The organism is Mycobacterium angelicum, assembly GCF_002086155.1.
GTDB lineage: Bacteria > Actinomycetota > Actinomycetes > Mycobacteriales > Mycobacteriaceae > Mycobacterium > Mycobacterium angelicum.
On record NZ_MVHE01000002.1, the window covers coordinates 133,352 to 151,472 of the forward strand.

Here is an 18,121-nt window from a genome sequence, read left to right on the forward strand (position 1 = left end):
TTCGCTGGGGCTGGACCGGGATCGACCGATTCAGCCCCAGCGCAGCGGCAACGCTTTTAGCGCGAAAGACTTTGAGGGAAATTTGATTTCGGGCGTGTAGTCCGGAGCCAGCTCGAAGTCTGGGATTCTCTTCAGCCACTCGCCGACCAGCAGCGTGAGTTCAACCCGCGCCAGGTGTGAACCCAGACAGCGGTGCGGTCCGCCGCCAAAACCCCAGTGCCGGTGCACCTTTCCATCCATCACGAGTTCATCGGTGGATATTTCGTCGGAGCCGTCCCGGTTGATCGCGGCCATGCACAACCGCACCCTCGAGCCCGCGGGCAGCATCATGCCGCCGACATTGACGATCCGCGTGGTGATCCGAGGCGCCACCGGCGCGGACGGCTCGAGACGGACGATCTCCTCGATAAAGACCCTGACCTGCTTGGGATCGTCGCGAAGCAGGTCCCGAAGCTGGGGTCGCCGTGCGAGTTCGAGCAGGCAGAAACCCACCGCAGCGGTCACCGTATCCAGCCCCGCCAGGATCAAGAGGTGGCTGAGGCCCAACACCTCTATCTCGCTCAACGGATCGGCACCGATGAGCACCTGCGACAAGACGTCGGGGCCCGGATTCTGCTTGCGATCGGCAATCGCTTGCGCCAGGTATTCGAACAGTGCCCGCGAAGCAGCGACGTCGGCCTCGGCGGGATAGTGCTTGTCCGACATACCGATGACAGCGTCTTTCCAGCCGATCAATCGGTCACGATCCTCCAGCGGCAAACCGTAGAGGACCAGAAACAGCTGAAACGGAAACAGATTCGCCAGATCTGCCATCGCCTCGCATTCACCTCGCACCGCGATGGCCTCGATCATCGCGACGGTCTGCTCCAGCAGCGCCGGCCGTTTCTTGGCCAGGGCCGACGGGCTGAAGAAGGGCTGCAGGATTTTGCGGTACCGCGTGTGCTCCGGAGGGTCGAATCCCAGTGGCACCACGGGCAATGGGTTGTCCGGCGGCTGCAGCGCTTCCCTGGACGAAAACGACTTGGTGTCCCGCAGTGCCGCGAGCACATCCTCGCGACGCGTCAGGTAGTACCAGCCGTTCATGAACACCACCGGCCCGGCGTCGCGGAGGATCTTCCACCCGACACCTCGGTCGGCAGTCATCGGCAACGTCGAGTACTCCAGGCGCGGCAAATAGAACGCGTTGGGCTGCCCGCTGTCGACAGTGCTCATGTGCTTCTTCAGATCTCCGTTCTCGCCGCAGTGGAGCCGAGACCGCGAGTTCGGTCCTACCACGTGGCAGGGCAAATATCGCATGCGCGACCCGTGGCCACCACCGGAGCCGCCTCGTCGCCTCCCTGGCGGAGCCGTCGCCGCTCGGATACCCTCTGTCGCGGTCCATCTCGTGCAGATACCTGACGCGATCGACACCCGGTCGAGGCCTACTCGAGGAAGGAAACCCGTGAAGGTTCGTCTCGAGCAGTCAAGGTGCGTCGGACACGCGCAGTGCTACGCCGTCGATCCAGAGTTGTTCCCCATCGACGATTCGGGCTATTCGACCCTTCAGGAACGCCATGTGCGGCCCGAAGACGAGCAGGTAACGCGCGACGGCGTCGGCGCCTGCCCCGAAATGGCGCTCATTCTCGAAGCCGACTGACGACAGCGCGGCCCGCAGCCTCTGGGCCCTTCGCATGCTGAATTCAAATTTCATGTGCAGCTGACTAGAGTCCGTTTCCGGCCCATTGCAACCGAGCGCCGCGCGGATTCCGCAGGTCAGCTGGCTGAAACTGAATGGTTATCGAATAGTAATTTAACGGAAGCTGAACTCTGGTTCCCAGGCGATGAATAGTTGGCGAGCCAAGGTCACGACGCCGGTTTGGCAATCTAATGTGTTCGATATGCAACGGTTCTGCAACGAAAGAACTGTTGTCTAACGATGTTAAGATGTCGGATTTTTCGAGGCTGAGGGCGTATTTCGTTGGTCACCGTACACCCGCACGTAGTCGTGGTGGTGACCGTCGATGACCCCTTATCCGCTTGCGGACGCTCGCGCGTAGTCCGGCGGATATCCAGGGCGTCCAGGCTGAGCCAGCGGGGGATGAGCGTCGGCGACAACGCAACTGCGGCGCGCAATCGAGGCAGGCAGTCAAGAAGTAGGACATGACGAGGGCGTCGACCGGGTTCGCTCACGCGGGCACGGTCGGCTGAGGAGGGGTGGTGTTGGACTTCGGGGCATTACCGCCGGAGATCAACTCGGGGCGGATGTATGCCGGTCCGGGATCAGGGCCGATGATGGCTGCCGCGGCGGGCTGGGACGGGCTCGCCGCAGAATTGGGCACGGCCGCCGCGGGTTACGGTGCGGTGATTACCGAGCTCACCAGCGCACCGTGGGTGGGACCGGCCGCTACCGCGATGGTGGCCGCGGCCACGCCCTATGTGGCGTGGCTGAACGGCGCCACTGAGCAGGCCGAGCAGGCGGGCATGCAGGCCCGGGCCGCGGCGGCGGCTTATGAGACGGCGTTTGTGATGACGGTTCCACCTGCCGTGGTGGCCGCCAACCGCACGCTGTTGCTGACCCTGATTGCGACGAACTTCTTCGGGCAGAACACACCGGCGATCGCGGCCACCGAAGCCCAGTACGCCGAGATGTGGGCTCAAGACGCCGTAGCCATGTACGGCTACGCGGCGTCCTCGGCGGCCGCTTCGGAGTTGAGTCCGTTCCTGCCGCCACCGGCTACCGCCGATGCTGACGGGGTCGCCGGGCAGGCCGCCGCCGTCGGCGAGGCGGCATCCGCAGCCGCCAACTCCGCGGCCACGGTCCTTCCCACCACCACAATGGCTTCGCTATTGAGCACGCTGGGATCGTCGATATCGACCACTACGCCGGTAGCCGAGGTCAACTCGATATTGACGCAATTAGGTTTTTCGCTTAATCCGTCGTCCTTAGCGCTGCCATCTTGGTTCCTGGGACCGACGGGGTTGATTGCCACCGCATTTGGCGATTCGACCAATATTTGGAATTCGGTTACCAACTATCCGTATTTCGCATTGGGATCGGTCAATTCGCTGATCGCGTGGGGCGGGGGTTTATTGCCCGGCGCCCCAGCGCCCAACCCTGCGCTGGGCGGAGCGCTGGCGCCACCGGGCGCGGTGGGCGGCTCCTGGGGCGCGCCGGCTGCCAGTTTGGGCAAGGCCACCACCATCGGCCGGCTGTCGGTGCCACCGACCTGGGCCGCCACCACGGTCTCCAACATCACCCCACTATCGCCCGGAACCGGAGGCATCGACGGTTTCAACAGCGCCGCGAGCAACGCCGGAACCTCGGGCTTGTTGCGGGGGCTGCCGCTGACCGGCGCGGGTCGGCGCACCGCGGGATACGTCAACAAATACGGGTTTCGTTACAACGTTCTGGCCCGTCCGCCGTCGGCGGGATGAGGCGACAGGGAGGCACATGAAAACCGCGACCAATGGTTGGAGCGACGTGATGCATGTGGAGGTGCAACTGCTGGCCCGTTGCCGCGGGCAACGGCAAGTAAAAGCTCGATGCCGATAAAACTACATCCGGCGACTGTGGCGTGAATTTTCTTGAAGGGGAAAAGCCACAAAGCCTTTTGAGGAGGGAAATCAAATGTCGTTCGTAACCACACACCCAGAAGCATTGTCGGCGGCCGCCGCCACGCTACAAGGCATCGGCTCGGCTCTGAGCGCGCAGAACGCAGCCTCTGCAGCACCGACCACCGGGGTTGTTCCAGCTGCAGCCGACGAGGTGTCGGCTCTGACGGCGGCACAGTTCGCCGTCCATGCCGAGATGTACCAGGCCGTCAGCGCCCAGGCCGCGGCCATCCACGACATGTTCGTCAAGACCTTGGGCGTCAGCGCTGGGTCCTATGCGGCTACCGAGGCCGCGAACGCAGCCGCAAGCAGATAAGGGGGTCAGGCAATGGATTTCGGGGCGTTACCGCCGGAGATAAACTCCGCGCTGATGTATGCCGGCCCTGGGTCAGGGCCGATGACAGCCGCTGCCTCCGCCTGGAACGGGTTGGCCGCGGAGCTGAATTCCACGGCCATGGCCTACGACACGGTGATCACCGGGCTGAGCAGCGAAGAATGGATTGGGCCCGCGTCGGCATCGATGGCTGAGGCAGTGTCGCCGTATGTGGGGTGGATGAGCGCCACAGCCGGCCAGGCCGAACAGGCGGCCGCCCAGGCCACCAACGCGGCGGCGGCATACGAGGCCGCGTACGCGGCGATAGTGCCACCCGAGCTGGTCGCGTTGAACCGTGCGGAGCTGGCACAACTACTGACCACCAACGTCTTCGGTCAAAACACGAACGCGATCGCGGCCCTCGAGGCGCAATACGGGGAAATGTGGGCCCAGGACGCCGCAGTCATGTATCAGTACGCGGCGTCGTCGACGACGGCCACGAAGATAACGCCGTTCGCCGCACCACCGCAGACCACTAGTCCCGCCGCCGCGGCAGTGCAGTCCGGAGCGGTGACCAGCGCGGTAGGCAATGCGGCCGGCTCGGCGCAGCAGTCGCTATTAAGCCTGGTCAACGGGTTGCAAGCCCAGCTGGCGGGCCTCACGTCGCCCGGCAACATAGCCCTTTTGGGGCTTACGCCGACGAGCGAGACGCTGACCGGAGCGGTTTTCGCCCCGAACTCCGTCATGGGTTCGATCCTCACCGGAATCGGCGGTAACAGCACGGTGAACCCGGCCTGGCTGATCACCGCCTTCAGGAACTTTGCCGGCCCTATTTACAACATTGAGGGTCTGCCGTACTTCTCCACCGGCATGGCAAACACGCTGCTGTCCCTCAGCAAAGGACTGGCACCGGCCGCCGCGTCGGCCGGGGGTGCGGCCGCCGCCAAAGGCCTGGCCGGCTTGGGCGGACTGTTCGGCGGTGGCGGCGTCGGGGGAGTCGCGGCGGGCATGGGCCAGGCGGCCTCCATCGGGAAGTTGTCCGTGCCGGCGGCAATCGCCGGCTTGGGGCCGTCGATCGGCCACGCGGCACCGCTGCCGGTGAGCACGGTCAGCGCCGCCCCGGACGCCGGTGTGGGAAACCTGCTCGGCGGCATGCCGCTCGCGGGCGCCGGAGCGGGCGCAGCCGGTTCCGGCCCTCGCTACGGGTTCCGGCCCACCGTGATGGCCCGTCCACCGTTTGCTGGTTAGCCCGCGTGGGCCTGCGAGCGGTGCACGAGTGTCCTCGAGAGGTGGTTCTGGCATGGATTTTCCGACGCGAGATTTTTTCCACGGCGGCGCTCCGATGACGCGGAACACCCGAAACCAGCCCCGCTCAATGGGCCACCAACCAGGTCACACGCTGTTACTGTGTCGTTACAGCAGGTGAATTCGTCGTGGCATCCAGTGAACAAATGCGAACAGGGGGCGTCGAAGGCGACCTGGTGCGACCTAGTCATCTACTCTCATGCAAAGAGCGGTAGCTGGGGATTATTCAAGAGAGGAAAACCGCATGTCGTTCGTGACCACACAGCCGGAAGCCTTGGCTGCGGCGGCCGGAAATCTGCAAGGTATCGGCTCGGCGATGAACGCCCAGAATGCTGCTGCGGCAGCGCCGACCACGGGGGTAGTGCCGGCAGCAGCCGACGAGGTTTCAGCGCTGACTGCGGCTCAGTTCGCCGCACACGCTCAGATGTACCAGGCCGTCAGCGCTCAGGCCGCGGCGATTCACGAGATGTTCGTTAACACGCTGGCAACGAGCTCCGGCTCGTACGAGGCCACCGAGGCCGCCAACGCGGCCGCTGCGGGCTGATCGGGCGGACGGATCCAGGGCTCGGGACGGATCGGCTCGGACATGAGTTCCGCGGCAACCGCCCGCCGGCCGGTCGATCCTTCGTCAACCCCGACACCGGGGTCGAGGTTGCACGTCCATCACACCGTGATGCACAAGCCGGTTACCGCCGGTTGATAGGGGAGGGGGGGTCATCCGTAGTTCGGATCGGCAGTTGCGCCAGCGCGCGGCCGGCCCGGCCATCGTCGTAATAGCGACAGATGATCTAACCAGCAAGTACCAGAATTAAGGAGACAAGCAAGTGACCACGCGTTTTATGACCGACCCGCACGCGATGCGCGACATGGCCGGCCGCTTTGAGATGCACGCCCAGACCGTCGAGGACGAGGCTCGCCGCATGTGGGCGTCCTCGCAGAACATCTCCGGCGCCGGCTGGAGCGGTCTGGCCGAGGCGACCTCGCTGGACACGATGGGCCAGATGAACACCGCTTTCCGCAACATCGTGAACATGCTGCACGGAGTGCGCGACGGCCTCGTCCGCGACGCCAACAACTACGAGCAGCAAGAGCAGGCTGCACAGCAGACCCTCAGCAGCTAGCCACCAAAGCCTCAGCTGCGTACGCTTTCTCACGATAGGAGAACATCGATATGACCATTAATTACCAGTTCGGGGATGTTGACGCGCACGGCGCTCTCATCCGCGCGCAGGCCGCAAACCTGGAGGCCGAGCACCAGGCCATCGTTCGCGATGTGCTGGCTGCCGGTGACTTCTGGGGTGGCGCCGGTTCGGTGGCTTGCCAGGAGTTCATCACCCAGTTGGGTCGCAATTTCCAGGTGATCTACGAGCAGGCCAACGCTCACGGGCAAAAGGTTCAGTCCGCCGGCAGCAACATGGCGCAAACAGACAGCGCCGTCGGCTCCAGCTGGGCCTAAAACCGAACTTCAGGCGCGGCAGCACACCACCAGCCGGTGTGCTGCCGTGTCCTGCAGTCAACTGGCACTGGAATGACCGAGGACCTCTGAGGTAGGGATGGATCAACAAAGTACCCGCACCGACATCACCGTCAACGTCGACGGCTTCTGGATGCTGCAGGCGCTGCTGGATATCCGGCACGTCGCGCCCGAGTTGCGGTGCCGGCCGTACGTATCCACCGACAACAACGACTGGCTCAACGAGCACCCGGGCATGGCGGTCATGCGCGAGCAGGGCATCGTCGTCGGCGACTCGGTCAATGAGCAGGTGGCCGCCCGGATGAAGGTGCTCGCGGCGCCGGACCTGGAGGTCGTCGCGTTGCTCTCGCGCGGCAAATTGCTCTACGGGGTCGTCGAGGACGAGAACCAGCCGCCGGGCTCGCGCGACATCCCGGACAACGAGTTCCGCGTGGTGCTGGCCCGCCGCGGCCAGCACTGGGTGTCGGCGGTCCGGGTTGGCAACGACATCACCGTCGACGACGTATCGGTCGCCGACAGCGCTTCGATCGCCGCACTGGTGATCGACGGTTTGGAGTCGATCCACCACGCCGACCCGGCGGCCATCAACGCGGTCAACGTCCCGCTGGAAGAGATGCTCGAGGCCACCAAGTCATGGCAGGAATCCGGCTTCAACGTGTTCTCCGGCGGCGATCTGCGCCGCATGGGCATCAGCGCATCCACCGTGGCCGCGCTGGGGCAGGCGCTGTCGGATCCGGCAGCCGAGGTCGCCGTCTATGCGCGCCAGTACCGCGACGACGCCAAGGGCCCCAGCGCCTCGGTGCTGTCGCTCAAAGACGGATCGGGCGGGCGCATCGCCCTGTACCAGCAGGCGCGGACGGCGGGGTCCGGCGAAGCCTGGCTAGCAATTTGTCCGGCTACCCCGCAGTTGGTGCAAGTGGGAATTAAGACGGTTTTGGACACACTGCCCTATGGGGAGTGGAAAACGCACAGCAGAGTTTAACAACACTGTTACGAAAAACGCAGTGCAGCAACAGTTTTAAACATAAAGTGCGAGCTGGATGCGGACGAGGCATACTGCTCTAGAATCGGCTGCAAAAACTGAAAATGTACGTTAGCCACAACTATTAGTCGCGAGGCGAGGCAAATGGATTGGGAGTCAGTCGAGCCGCAGCTGCCGGGGGGGCATCACCCCTCGGGCGCTTCGGTGAGTACACCGAAAGCGCTCCCCGCGCGGCTTGAATCACGGGGTAACACGTTCGCCACGTCAGGGGGTACGGGACGATGACCGCAGTAGCTGATGCACCACAGGCAGAGGTAGAGGGCGTCTCGTCGCCCCGGGCCGTCGTCGTCGGCATCATGGCCGGCGAGGGCGTGCAGATCGGCGTGCTCCTGGACGCCAACGCGCCGGTTTCGGTGATGACCGACCCCTTGCTGAAGGTGGTCAACAGTCGCCTCCGGGAGCTCGGTGAGAATCCGCTGGAAGCCGCCGGACGCGGCAGGTGGGCGCTGTGCCTGGTCGATGGCACCCCGTTGCGTGCCACCCAGTCGCTCACCGAACAAGACGTCTACGACGGCGACCGGCTGTGGATTCGGTTCATCACCGACACCGAGCATCGGTCGCAAGTCATCGAGCACATCTCCACCGCGGTGTCGTCCAACCTCAGCAAGCGATTCGCCGCGATCGACCCGGTGGTCGCCGTACAGGTCGGTGCCACCATGGTGGCGAGCGGCGTCGTTCTGGCGTCCGGAGTGCTCGGCTGGTGGCGCTGGCACCACAACTCCTGGCTGACCACCATCTTCACCGCGGTGGTCGGAGTGCTGGTGCTGACCGTTGCCATGCTGCTCCTGATGCGGGCCAAGACGGACGCGGATCGCCGCGTTGCCGACATCATGCTGATGAGTGGCATCGTGCCGGTGACGATTGCCGCAGCGGCCGCACCGCCGGGCCCGGTGGGTTCACCCCAAGCCGTGCTGGGCTTCGGAGTCCTGGCGGTCGCAGCGACGCTGGCCCTGCGCTTCACCGGTCGCCGACTCGCGATCTACACCGCCGTGATCACGATCAGCACGCTGACGACGATCGCGAGCCTGTGGCGGATGGTCGCGGCGAGCAGTGCGGTGACCCTGTTCAGCAGCCTGCTGCTGGCCTGCGTGTTCCTCTACCATGCCGCGCCGGCGCTCTCTCGCCGGCTGGCCGGCATCCGGCTGCCCGTCTTCCCGTCGGCCACCAGCCGGTGGGTTTTCGAGGCCCGGCCCGATCTGCCGACAACCGTGGTGAGGTCCGGTGGCGGACTGCCGACCTTGGAAGGTCCGGCGTCGGTGCGAGACGTGCTGCTGCAGGCGGAACGCGCTCGGTCGTTCTTGAGCGGCCTACTGGTCGGACTCGGCGTCATGGTCGTGATATCCGCGACGGCGTTGTCCAACCCGCACACCCACGAGCGCTGGCTGCCACTGATCCTGGCCGGGTTCACGGCGGGCTTCCTGCTGTTGCGCGGCCGCTCGTATGTCGACCGCTGGCAGGCGATCACCCTTGCCGCTACTGCGGTGATCATCGTGGCCGCGGTGTGCGTGCGGTACGCGGTGGGATTGCACTCGCCGTTGTCGGTGTCGATCACCTCTGCGATTCTGGTGCTCCTGCCGACCGCGGGTCTGACGGCGGCCGCGGTGGTGCCTAATACCATCTACAGCCCGCTGTTCCGCAAGTTTGTGGAGTGGATCGAATACCTCTGCCTGATGCCGATCTTCCCGCTGGCATTGTGGTTGATGAATGTCTATGCAGCGATCAGGTACCGGTAGCAGCAGATCGTGGCGTGGTCGCGCAACCACCGCGACCGTCGCCGCGATGCTGCTTGCCTCCGGTGCGTTAGCCGGCTTGCCGCCCGCTTCTGCAATATCGCCGCCCACGATTGATCCCGCCGCAGTGCCGCCCGACGGTCCACCGGGGCCGGTGGCGCCGATGAAGCAGAACTCCTACTGCACCGAGGTAGGGGTGCTGCCGGGCACCGACTTTCGGTTGCAGCCGAAGTACATGGAAATGCTGAACCTCAACGAGGCGTGGCAGTTCGGGCGTGGCGGGGGAGTGAAGGTCGCCGTCATCGACACGGGCGTGACGCCACACCCCAGGTTGCCGCACCTGATCCCCGGCGGTGACTACGTAATGGCGGGCGGAGACGGATTGGCGGACTGCGACGCCCACGGCACCATCGTGGCGTCGATGATCGCCGCGGCGCCGGCCAACGGGGCGGTACCGCCGCCGGCTGCACCGCGCCGGCCGGTCACCATTCCCACCACGGAAAAGCCTCCGCCGCCGCAGACGGTGACGCTGTCACCGGTACCGGGTCCAACCGTTACGGTGATCCCGGCTCCGCCGCCGTCGTCGCAGGAGGGAGCCCCGCCGGGGCCGGCACCCGGGCCTGGACAGGCGCCGTCCGGCAACCGCGGCGGTGGCACGGTCACCATCCCCGGCTACGCCGGCGGCGCGAAGGTGGCGCCCGTCGACCACCCGCACCCGCTCGCCCCGTCGACCACGACTACTCCTGCGCCGCCCGCGCCACCACCTCCACCGCCCGCTCCGGGTGCGGCGCCGGCGCCCGACGCGTTCGTGGGGATCGCACCGGATGTCGACGTGATCTCGATCCGGCAGTCCAGCCAGGCCTTTGGCCTCAAGGACGCCTACACCGGTGACGAAGATCCGCAGACGGCAGCAAAGATCGACAACGTCCAGACCATGGCGCGCGCGATCGTGCATGCGGCCAACATGGGCGCCTCGATCATCAACATCTCGGACGTCACCTGTATGAGCGCGCGCAACGTGATCGACCAGCGGGTGCTTGGCGCCGCGGTGCATTACGCGGCCGTCGACAAGAACGCGCTCATCGTCGCCGCTGCCGGCGACAGCAGCAAGAAGGACTGCAAGCAGAATCCGATCTTCGATCCGCTGCAGCCCAACGATCCTCGCGACTGGAATGCCGTCACCACCGTCGTGACTCCGTCCTGGTTCAGCGACTTCGTTTTGACCGTCGGTGGAGTGGACTCAAATGGGCAGCCACTGAGTCAAATGAGCATCGCCGGACCGTGGGTGTCGATAGCGGCGCCGGGCACCGATGTCGTCGGGCTTTCGCCCCGCGATGACGGTCTGATCAACGCGGTCGACGGCCCGGACAACACGTTGCTGGTTCCGGCGGGCACGAGCTTCTCGGCCGCGATCGTGTCCGGTGTGGCGGCGCTGGTGCGGGCCAAATTCCCCGAGCTGTCGGCTTACCAGGTCATGAATCGGCTGATTCACACCGCCAGGCCGCCTGCTCGCGGTGTCGACAATCAGGTCGGTTACGGTGTGGTCGACCCGGTCGCGGCGCTGACTTGGGACGTGCCGGAAGGCCCCGCCAAGCCACCGAAACAGCTGTCGGCGCCACTGGTGCTACCAAAGCCACCCGCAGATCGGAATATGGTGCCAGTCTGGGTGGCAGCCGGGGGACTGACCGGAGCACTACTGATAGGCGGCGCGGTGTTTGGTACGGCGACGTTGATGCGGCGATCAAGGAAGCAGCGATGAAGGCTCAGCGCAGGTTCGGGTTGTCGTTATCGTGGCCGCGGCTGACCGCGGTGTTCTTGCTCGACGTCCTGATTCTGGTGGTGGCAAGCCATTGCCCGGAGTCGTGGCAGGGCCAAAACCATGTGGCCTGGTGGGTAGGTGTGGGCTTCGCGGTGCTGGTGACACTGCTGTCAGTGGTCACCTACCACGGACTCACGGTGACGTCCGGCGTGGCGGCATGGCTGTGGGATTGGTCTGCTGACCCGGGCACGGCGCTGGCCGCCGGATGCACGCCGGCGCTGGACTATCAGCGCCGGTTCGGCCGTGACACCGTGGGCGTGCGCGAGTACCGGGGCCGGTTGGTCACGGTCATCGCCGTTGACGGCGGCCAAGGCGACCCGACGGGTCGGCACCGCCATCGGTCGAGTTCGTCGGCGCCCGTTGTGTCGGTGGCCGCGGTCGCTGACGGGTTGCGCCAGTTCGACATTCACTTGGACGGCATCGACATTGTGTCGGTGCAGGTGCGTGGTGGAGCGGAGGCGGCCAAAGCCTCGGCCTCACTAGAGGAGTGGGGACCCGAAGAGTGGGGAATGGTGGGCGATGGCCCCGCACCCGATCGGCGTCGTACCTGGCTGGTGCTGCGGATGAATCCGCTGCGCAATGTTGCCGCGGTGGTGGCTCGCGATTCGTTGGCCTCGACGTTGGTGGCGGCCACCGAGCGGCTGGTTCAGGATCTGGATGGACAAAGTTGCGCCGCGCGCCCGTTGACCGCCGACGAGTTGGCTGAGGTCGACAGCGCGGTCTTAGCTGATTTGGAGCCGACGTGGAGTCGTCCCGGTTGGCGTCACCTCAAGCACTTCAACGGGTTCGTGACCAGTTTCTGGGTGACGCCGGCCGACATCGAATCCGAGACGCTGGAGCAGCTGTGGTTGGCTGATGCCCCCGAAGTGGGCGCGAGCGTGATCACCGTGCGGTTGACCACGCGGGTCGGACGGCCGGCGCTGTCGGCATGGGTGCGCTACCACAGCGCCGCCCGGCTGCCCCGAGAACTCTCGAGCGGGCTCAACCGGCTCACCGGCCGCCAGCTTGCCGCAGTGCGCGCCAGCCTGCCCGCGCCCACCACTCGGCCCCAACTGGTCATCCCCAGTCGTGAGCTGCGGGATCACGAGGAGCTCGAGCTCATAGTCAGCCAAGAGACGGAGCACGCAACAAGCTCGTCCGCAGGGCAATGACCCGCGCGCAGTCCGCCGCCGAAGACGCCCGTAATGCCATGGTCGCCGGTCTGCTGGCGTCGGGAATTTCGGTAAACGGGCTGCAACCCAGCCACAATCCGCAGGTCGCCGCGCAGATGTTCACCACGGCTACCACCCGCGACCCCATGATGTGTGACGCCTGGCTGGCTCGGGTGCTGGCCGGTGACCAGAGCATCGAAGTGCTCGCCGGTGCCTGGGCGGCGGTAAGGACTTTCGGCTGGGAAACCCGCCGACTCGGCGTCACGGATCTGCAGTTTCGCCCCGAAGTATCCGATGGCCTGTTCCTGCGCCTAGCGGTGACCAGCGTGGACTCACTGGCCTGCGCGTACGCTGCCGTCCTCGCCGAGGCCAAGCGCTACAAGGAGGCGGCCGAACTCCTGGACGCCACCGACCCCAAGCACCCCTTCGACACCGAGTTGGTGAGCTACGTGCGGGGCGTGTTGTTTTTCCGCACCAAACGCTGGCCGGACGTGCTGGCCCAGTTTCCCGAGGCCACGCCCTGGCGTCACCCCGAACTCAAAGCCGCCGGCGCGGCCATGGCCACTACCGCGCTGGCCTCCCTCGGCGTCTTCGAGGAGGCCTACCGGCGGGCGCAGGAAGCCATCGAAGGTGACCGTGTGCCGGGCGCGGCCAACATCGCCCTTTACACCCAAGGCATGTGTCTGCGGCACGTCGGCCGCGAAGAGGAAGCGGTCGAGCTGTTGCGTCGCGTGTATTCACGCGACGCGAAGTTCACTCCGGCCCGCGAGGCGCTGGACAACCCGAACTTCCGGCTGGTCCTGACCGACCCCGAGACCATTGAGGCGCGCACCGATCCGTGGGATCCGGAGAGTGCACCGACCCGGGCGCAGACCGAGGCCGCCCGGCACGCCGAGATGGCCGCGAAGTACCTCGCCGAGGGCGATGCCGAGCTGAACGCGATGCTCGGCATGGAACGGGCCAAGCGGGAGATCAAGCTCATCAAGTCCACCACGAAGGTGAACCTGGCGCGCGCCAAGATGGGCCTTCCGGTACCGGTGACGTCGCGGCATACGTTGCTGCTGGGGCCGCCGGGTACCGGTAAGACGTCCGTGGCACGTGCATTCAGCAAACAGCTGTGCGGGCTGACGGTACTTCGCAAACCAGTGGTAGTGGAGACCAGCCGCACCAAGCTGTTGGGCCGCTACATGGCCGACGCGGAAAAGAACACCGAAGAGATGCTCGAGGGCGCACTCGGCGGCGCAGTGTTCTTCGATGAGATGCACACCCTGCACGAGAAGGGCTATTCCCAAGGCGACCCCTACGGCAACGCGATCATCAATACCCTGCTGCTCTACATGGAGAACCATCGAGATGAACTGGTGGTCTTCGGTGCGGGCTATGCCAAGGCAATGGAGAAGATGCTCGAGGTGAATCAGGGTCTGCGACGGCGCTTTTCGACGGTAATCGAGTTCTTCAGCTATACCCCGGACGAGTTGCTCGCGCTGACCCGATTGATGGGCCAGGAAAACGAGGACGTCATCACCGACGACGCGGTCCAGGTGTTGTTGCCGTCCTACACCAAGTTCTATCTGGATGAGACCTATTCCGAAGACGGCGATTTGATCCGCGGCATCGATACCCTCGGTAATGCCGGATTCGTGCGCAATGTGGTGGAGAAAGCGCGCGACCATCGCAGTTTCCGGCTCGATGACGCGATCCTCGACGAAGTGCTGGCCAGCGATCTCACCGATTTCAGCGAAGTGCAACTGCGCCGCTTCAAAGAGTTGACGCGCGAGGATCTGGCCGAAGGCCTCGGCGCCGCCGTGGCGGAGAAGAAAACAAGCTGAGCGCCCTTCTTCCTGGCGCCAGCAGCTAACCAGCATCGGCTCAAACCACGAGCGTTCCGGCCTCCATTCGCGGCCGGCATTGATGCGTCGCAATTAACTCGACGTAACCGCCGCGAGTCGCTTTGACCCCGCATCCGCAGCGATGTCACGATGTCGCTGACTGGCCCGTCAGATGAAGTTTCTGCACGAAAACAGGCTCGGAATTAGCAATTGACGTCACATGGCGAAGGCCGCCCGAATGCGGCGCGACATGGCCATTCTGTGGGTTGCGTCCAACTCGCTTCGGACGGCGCGACAGCCGGATACGCTGTTTGTGCCGAAGCTCGGACGAGCGGGACGCCGTATCTGGCAAATTCTGCTGGACTACCCCATCCCACTATGTGCAACTCAACGGCACTCCCGGGTGACCGAATCCTGACGGGAGGTGGGGCGGGACTGATCTATTGACAGTGGTCGTACGGAGTTGATGATCGTTTCTTCCCGATCCGGTCACGGCGCGTTCTCCGCCGTCTGAAATCGACTGGCGCCGAGTATCCGAAACGCTGCGCAGCCAGATGCGCACGTGCCATCGGCAATCCCCGACACCGCCGCAGCGGCCGAGACCCCGATCCGGGTCGGACTGTCTCAAAAGGAGGAGTCCGATGTCTTCTGTGGGCACCCGACTCGAATCGCTGGAACCAGCGGCCGGTGAACTGCACAGCGTGCAATGTCGTCCTGCCGCAAGACAATTCGCGCTGCGTGGTCGACGCGGCCATCGAAGCAGTAGCCGGTTAAGGAAGGTGTAGCAATGGATTTCGGAGCATTACCACCAGAAGTCAACTCGCTGCGGATGTATTCGGGGCCGGGCTCGGCATCGATGCTGGCGGCCGTGACGGCCTGGGATGGGCTTGCCGCGGAGCTGCGTTCGACGGCCGCTCAATACCAAACGGTGATTTCGGTGCTGACCAGCGATGGCTGGGTGGGGCCGGCGTCGGAATCGATGGTGGCTGCGGTTACCCCGTATCTGTCGTGGATGACCATCACCGGCATGCAGGCCGAGCAGACCGCCCGTCAGGCAGCAGCCGCAGCGGGCGCATACGAATCCGCGTTCGCCATGACAGTGCCCCCGGCCGCTGTGGCGGCCAACCGCACGCAGTTACAGGCGTTGGTCGCGACCAATCTGATCGGCCAGAACACGCCCGCGATCGCGGCTACCGAAGCTGCTTACGGCGAAATGTGGGCCCAGGATGCGGCGGCGATGTACGGCTATGCCACGGGTTCTGCCGTTGCATCGACGCTGGCACCGTTCACCCAACCAGCACAGGTGACAGACCCCAGCGGTCAGCTCCAGCAGGCCGAGGCGGTCATTCAAGCCGCGGGCAACGCGGTGGGCAACCTTACCCAGACGGAATTGCCGCAGCTCATGTCGCAAGTGCCGGGGAGCCTGCAAGGACTCGCTTCCCCCGCTGCGGCGTCGCCGCTGGACGCCTTTCCCGGAGCGGGGTTGCTCGCCGACCTCCTGAATTTCCTGGACGGCAACGACGGGAATCCCTACGGGATCTTCTTCAACTCCTCGCTGGTGAACGGGTTCGTCTCAGCCGGATACGTCAGCCCCGCCATCGTCGGCCCAGCCATTTGGGCCGCAATGGCCGACATCAATGCCGTAGCACTCGGCGCAGAAGAAGGGGCGTCCGTCCCGCCGATGGGCTCGGGCGAGGGTAACCCGTCGTGGATACCGGCAAACTCTCCGGCTAACCCCACCAACCTGCCTCCGCTATCGGATGCAAGCGCTATTTCGTGGAATAGCGGTGGGGTGACGGCCGGTACGAATCAGGCGGCGTTAGTCGGGCGTTTGTCTGTTCCGCAGAGCTGGACGGAAGCTACCGCGGTGGCCAACCATGCCGGCGCCGCAGCGCCCGGCGGCGGCTGGACCAGCACCGCCGCCGTCCCACAAGCGGCCGCAGGTATGCCCGGCGTGCCAGGTATGCCCGCAGCGGGCATTTACGGCCACAGCTTCGGCAATGCCCCGCGATACGGGTTCCGCCCGACCGTCATGGGACGCCCGCCAGCCGCTGGATGACGGCCAAGCCACGACGGCATCAGAGGGCATCACAGGGCATTAGCGGGCATCGGCGATCGCTGCCGCCTTGCGTTCGGCCATTCAAAGGAGGTGCAGGCAATGGATTTCGGGGCGCTCCCGCCTGAAGTCAACTCCCTGCGCATGTATTCCGGGCCCGGCTCGGCGCCAATGCTGGCTGCCGTGACGGCCTGGGATGGCCTTGCCGCCGAAATGCATTTGACCGCAACGGCATACGAGTCAGTGATCTCCGCGTTGATCAGTGAGGGCTGGCTGGGGCCGGCGTCGGCGGCTATGGTGTCGGCGGTCGCCCCCTATGTGACATGGATGAGCGACACGGGACTGCTGGCGGCCCAGACTGCCAGTCAGGCCGCGGCGGCTGCGGCGGCGTTCGAGGCCGCGTTTGCCATGACGGTGCCGCCGGTGGTGGTCGCCGCCAACCGTGCCCGACTACTGGCGCTGGTAGCCACCAATTTTCTGGGCATAAACACACCTGCGATCGCGGCTACCGAGGCCGAATACGCAGAAATGTGGGCCCAGGATGCGACAGCGATGTACGGATATGCCGCAAGCGCGGCGGAAGCCGTTGCGCTGGAAGCCTTTTCCGAACCCCCACAGACCGCCAAGCCATCCGGACCATCCCTGCAAACCGCAGCCGTCGCCCAGGCAACCGGCAGCATCACCCAAACCGAGCTGCCCCAACTCATGTCCGCGGTGCCGGCGACCTTGCAAGAAATCTCGTCACCGGCCGCGGCATCGCCTTTCGACGCCTTACCCCAGACGGGTCTGCTCGCCGACATCCTGAACTTCCTGGACGGCAACGACGGCAACCCTTACGGGATCTTCTTCAATTCCAACCTGGTGAATGGCTTCACGTCTGCCGGATACACCGCTCCCGGAGCGATCCTGCCGGCCATCACGGGTGCAATCGCCGACATCAATTCGGTGGCTCTCGGCGATGGGCCGGCGGCCTCGTCGACGAGCGCCGGCTCCACCGCTGCACTCAACGCCGGGGCTATGGTGACCCAACCGGGCGTCGGGGGAGTCACGGCCGGCACCAATCAGGCCGCCCTGGTCGGCCGGCTATCGGTGCCGCCCAGCTGGACCGCCGCCGTCGAGGCAGCCACCAATGCCGGCAACCCGGTCACCAGCGCCGGCTTGACCGGTACTGCCGCTGTCCCGGAGGCCTCAACCGTGCCCGGCCTACCCGGTATGCCGGGCGCTGGTGTCTACGCGCGCAGCTTCGGTAGTGGCCCTCGTTACGGATTCCAGCCGACGATAATGACGCGCCCGCCGTCCGGCGGATAGCCGAACTTCAGCCAGGTAAGGGCAATTCTCCGCTAGCCGGCGCTAATCTAGATTGTTTGCTGACGCGAAATGATTGTTCAGCTCTTGCGAATTGAGCATTGCAAATCGCTGAGCGCGTTGAGTTGACTACTCCCGCCTCGAGTGACACGATGGCCTCTGCATGCACCTCGCTAGGTGAGGCGTCTGCACGGACATAGGCCACTGACCTCGAACGTCGAAAGACGCCCAGGGTCAGGACAGCTCTTCCCGGCTTAAGGGTTGAGCCCAAGTGGCTTCCGGCTAGTCAGCGGGATACGCCGTGTGGTGCCAAAGCTCTGTCGAGAGGGGTGCCGCTCAGCTCGATTTGTGCTGGCCCTCATCCCTGCGTGCCCTTGCCCGGCATCCCCGTGTGCCCCGGCCCTGAGGAGGTGAGAGCGAAGTGAGTCCCGGCGATAGTCCGTATCCGAGATCGACGACCATTTCGTTTCGATCCGGCCCGGCCCAATTTTTCGCAATCTGATTCG

Annotated in this window: 15 protein-coding genes and 1 riboswitch; of the genes, 14 read left to right on the forward strand and 1 reads right to left on the reverse strand. The window is 65.1% G+C overall.

Annotated features, from left to right (window positions below; genetic code table 11):
• Positions 1 to 30: 30 nt before the first annotated feature.
• A complete protein-coding gene (locus BST12_RS02045; protein WP_083111334.1) occupies positions 31 to 1,212 on the reverse strand; it encodes a cytochrome P450 in 1,182 nt (393 codons plus the stop codon).
• A 229-nt stretch (positions 1,213 to 1,441) separates the two neighbouring features.
• Between BST12_RS02045 and BST12_RS02050 the strand changes: the two genes are divergently transcribed.
• From BST12_RS02050 to BST12_RS02115, 14 genes are all read left to right on the forward strand, one after another.
• On the forward strand, positions 1,442 to 1,636 hold the full coding sequence (locus BST12_RS02050) for a ferredoxin (protein ID WP_083111335.1): 195 nt from the start codon (positions 1,442 to 1,444) through the stop codon (positions 1,634 to 1,636).
• Between the two features lie 563 nt (positions 1,637 to 2,199).
• Complete coding sequence (locus BST12_RS02055) at positions 2,200 to 3,414, forward strand: PPE family protein (RefSeq protein ID WP_139801456.1); 1,215 nt, start codon at positions 2,200 to 2,202, stop codon at positions 3,412 to 3,414.
• A 193-nt stretch (positions 3,415 to 3,607) separates the two neighbouring features.
• Positions 3,608 to 3,907 (forward strand): PE family protein, encoded by a 300-nt coding sequence (locus BST12_RS02060; RefSeq protein ID WP_083111336.1) that lies wholly within the window; start codon positions 3,608 to 3,610, stop codon positions 3,905 to 3,907.
• A 12-nt stretch (positions 3,908 to 3,919) separates the two neighbouring features.
• Positions 3,920 to 5,152, forward strand: coding sequence for a PPE family protein (locus tag BST12_RS02065; protein ID WP_083111337.1), 1,233 nt, complete (start codon positions 3,920 to 3,922; stop codon positions 5,150 to 5,152).
• Positions 5,153 to 5,453: 301 nt separating this feature from the next.
• Entirely contained in the window at positions 5,454 to 5,753 is a 300-nt protein-coding gene (locus BST12_RS02070; RefSeq protein WP_083111338.1) for a PE family protein, read from the forward strand.
• Between the two features lie 280 nt (positions 5,754 to 6,033).
• Positions 6,034 to 6,330, forward strand: a complete 297-nt coding sequence (locus BST12_RS02075; protein WP_083111339.1) for a WXG100 family type VII secretion target — start codon at positions 6,034 to 6,036, stop codon at positions 6,328 to 6,330.
• Positions 6,331 to 6,380: 50 nt separating this feature from the next.
• The gene (locus BST12_RS02080; RefSeq protein ID WP_083111340.1) at positions 6,381 to 6,665 is read left to right on the forward strand and encodes a WXG100 family type VII secretion target; all 285 of its coding nucleotides are present in this window, start codon (positions 6,381 to 6,383) and stop codon (positions 6,663 to 6,665) included.
• Between the two features lie 97 nt (positions 6,666 to 6,762).
• Entirely contained in the window at positions 6,763 to 7,665 is a 903-nt protein-coding gene (locus BST12_RS02085) for an ESX secretion-associated protein EspG (protein WP_083111341.1), read from the forward strand.
• Positions 7,666 to 7,946: 281 nt separating this feature from the next.
• The gene (eccD, locus tag BST12_RS02090) at positions 7,947 to 9,458 is read left to right on the forward strand and encodes a type VII secretion integral membrane protein EccD (protein ID WP_083111342.1); all 1,512 of its coding nucleotides are present in this window, start codon (positions 7,947 to 7,949) and stop codon (positions 9,456 to 9,458) included.
• Positions 9,436 to 11,214, forward strand: coding sequence for a type VII secretion-associated serine protease mycosin (locus BST12_RS02095; protein ID WP_083111343.1), 1,779 nt, complete (start codon positions 9,436 to 9,438; stop codon positions 11,212 to 11,214). The genes eccD and BST12_RS02095 overlap by 23 nt, the downstream gene beginning before the upstream one ends.
• A complete protein-coding gene (gene eccE, locus BST12_RS02100) occupies positions 11,211 to 12,425 on the forward strand; it encodes a type VII secretion protein EccE (protein ID WP_083111344.1) in 1,215 nt (404 codons plus the stop codon). The genes BST12_RS02095 and eccE overlap by 4 nt, the downstream gene beginning before the upstream one ends.
• On the forward strand, positions 12,422 to 14,254 hold the full coding sequence (gene eccA, locus BST12_RS02105; RefSeq protein ID WP_083111345.1) for a type VII secretion AAA-ATPase EccA: 1,833 nt from the start codon (positions 12,422 to 12,424) through the stop codon (positions 14,252 to 14,254). Before eccE ends, eccA begins: the two co-directional genes overlap by 4 nt.
• A 787-nt stretch (positions 14,255 to 15,041) precedes the next feature.
• On the forward strand, positions 15,042 to 16,313 hold the full coding sequence (locus BST12_RS02110) for a PPE family protein (protein ID WP_083111346.1): 1,272 nt from the start codon (positions 15,042 to 15,044) through the stop codon (positions 16,311 to 16,313).
• A gap of 99 nt (positions 16,314 to 16,412) precedes the next feature.
• A complete protein-coding gene (locus BST12_RS02115) occupies positions 16,413 to 17,618 on the forward strand; it encodes a PPE family protein (RefSeq protein WP_083111347.1) in 1,206 nt (401 codons plus the stop codon).
• A gap of 159 nt (positions 17,619 to 17,777) precedes the next feature.
• A riboswitch (M-box (ykoK) riboswitch) is annotated at positions 17,778 to 17,951 on the forward strand.
• Positions 17,952 to 18,121 lie beyond the last annotated feature (170 nt).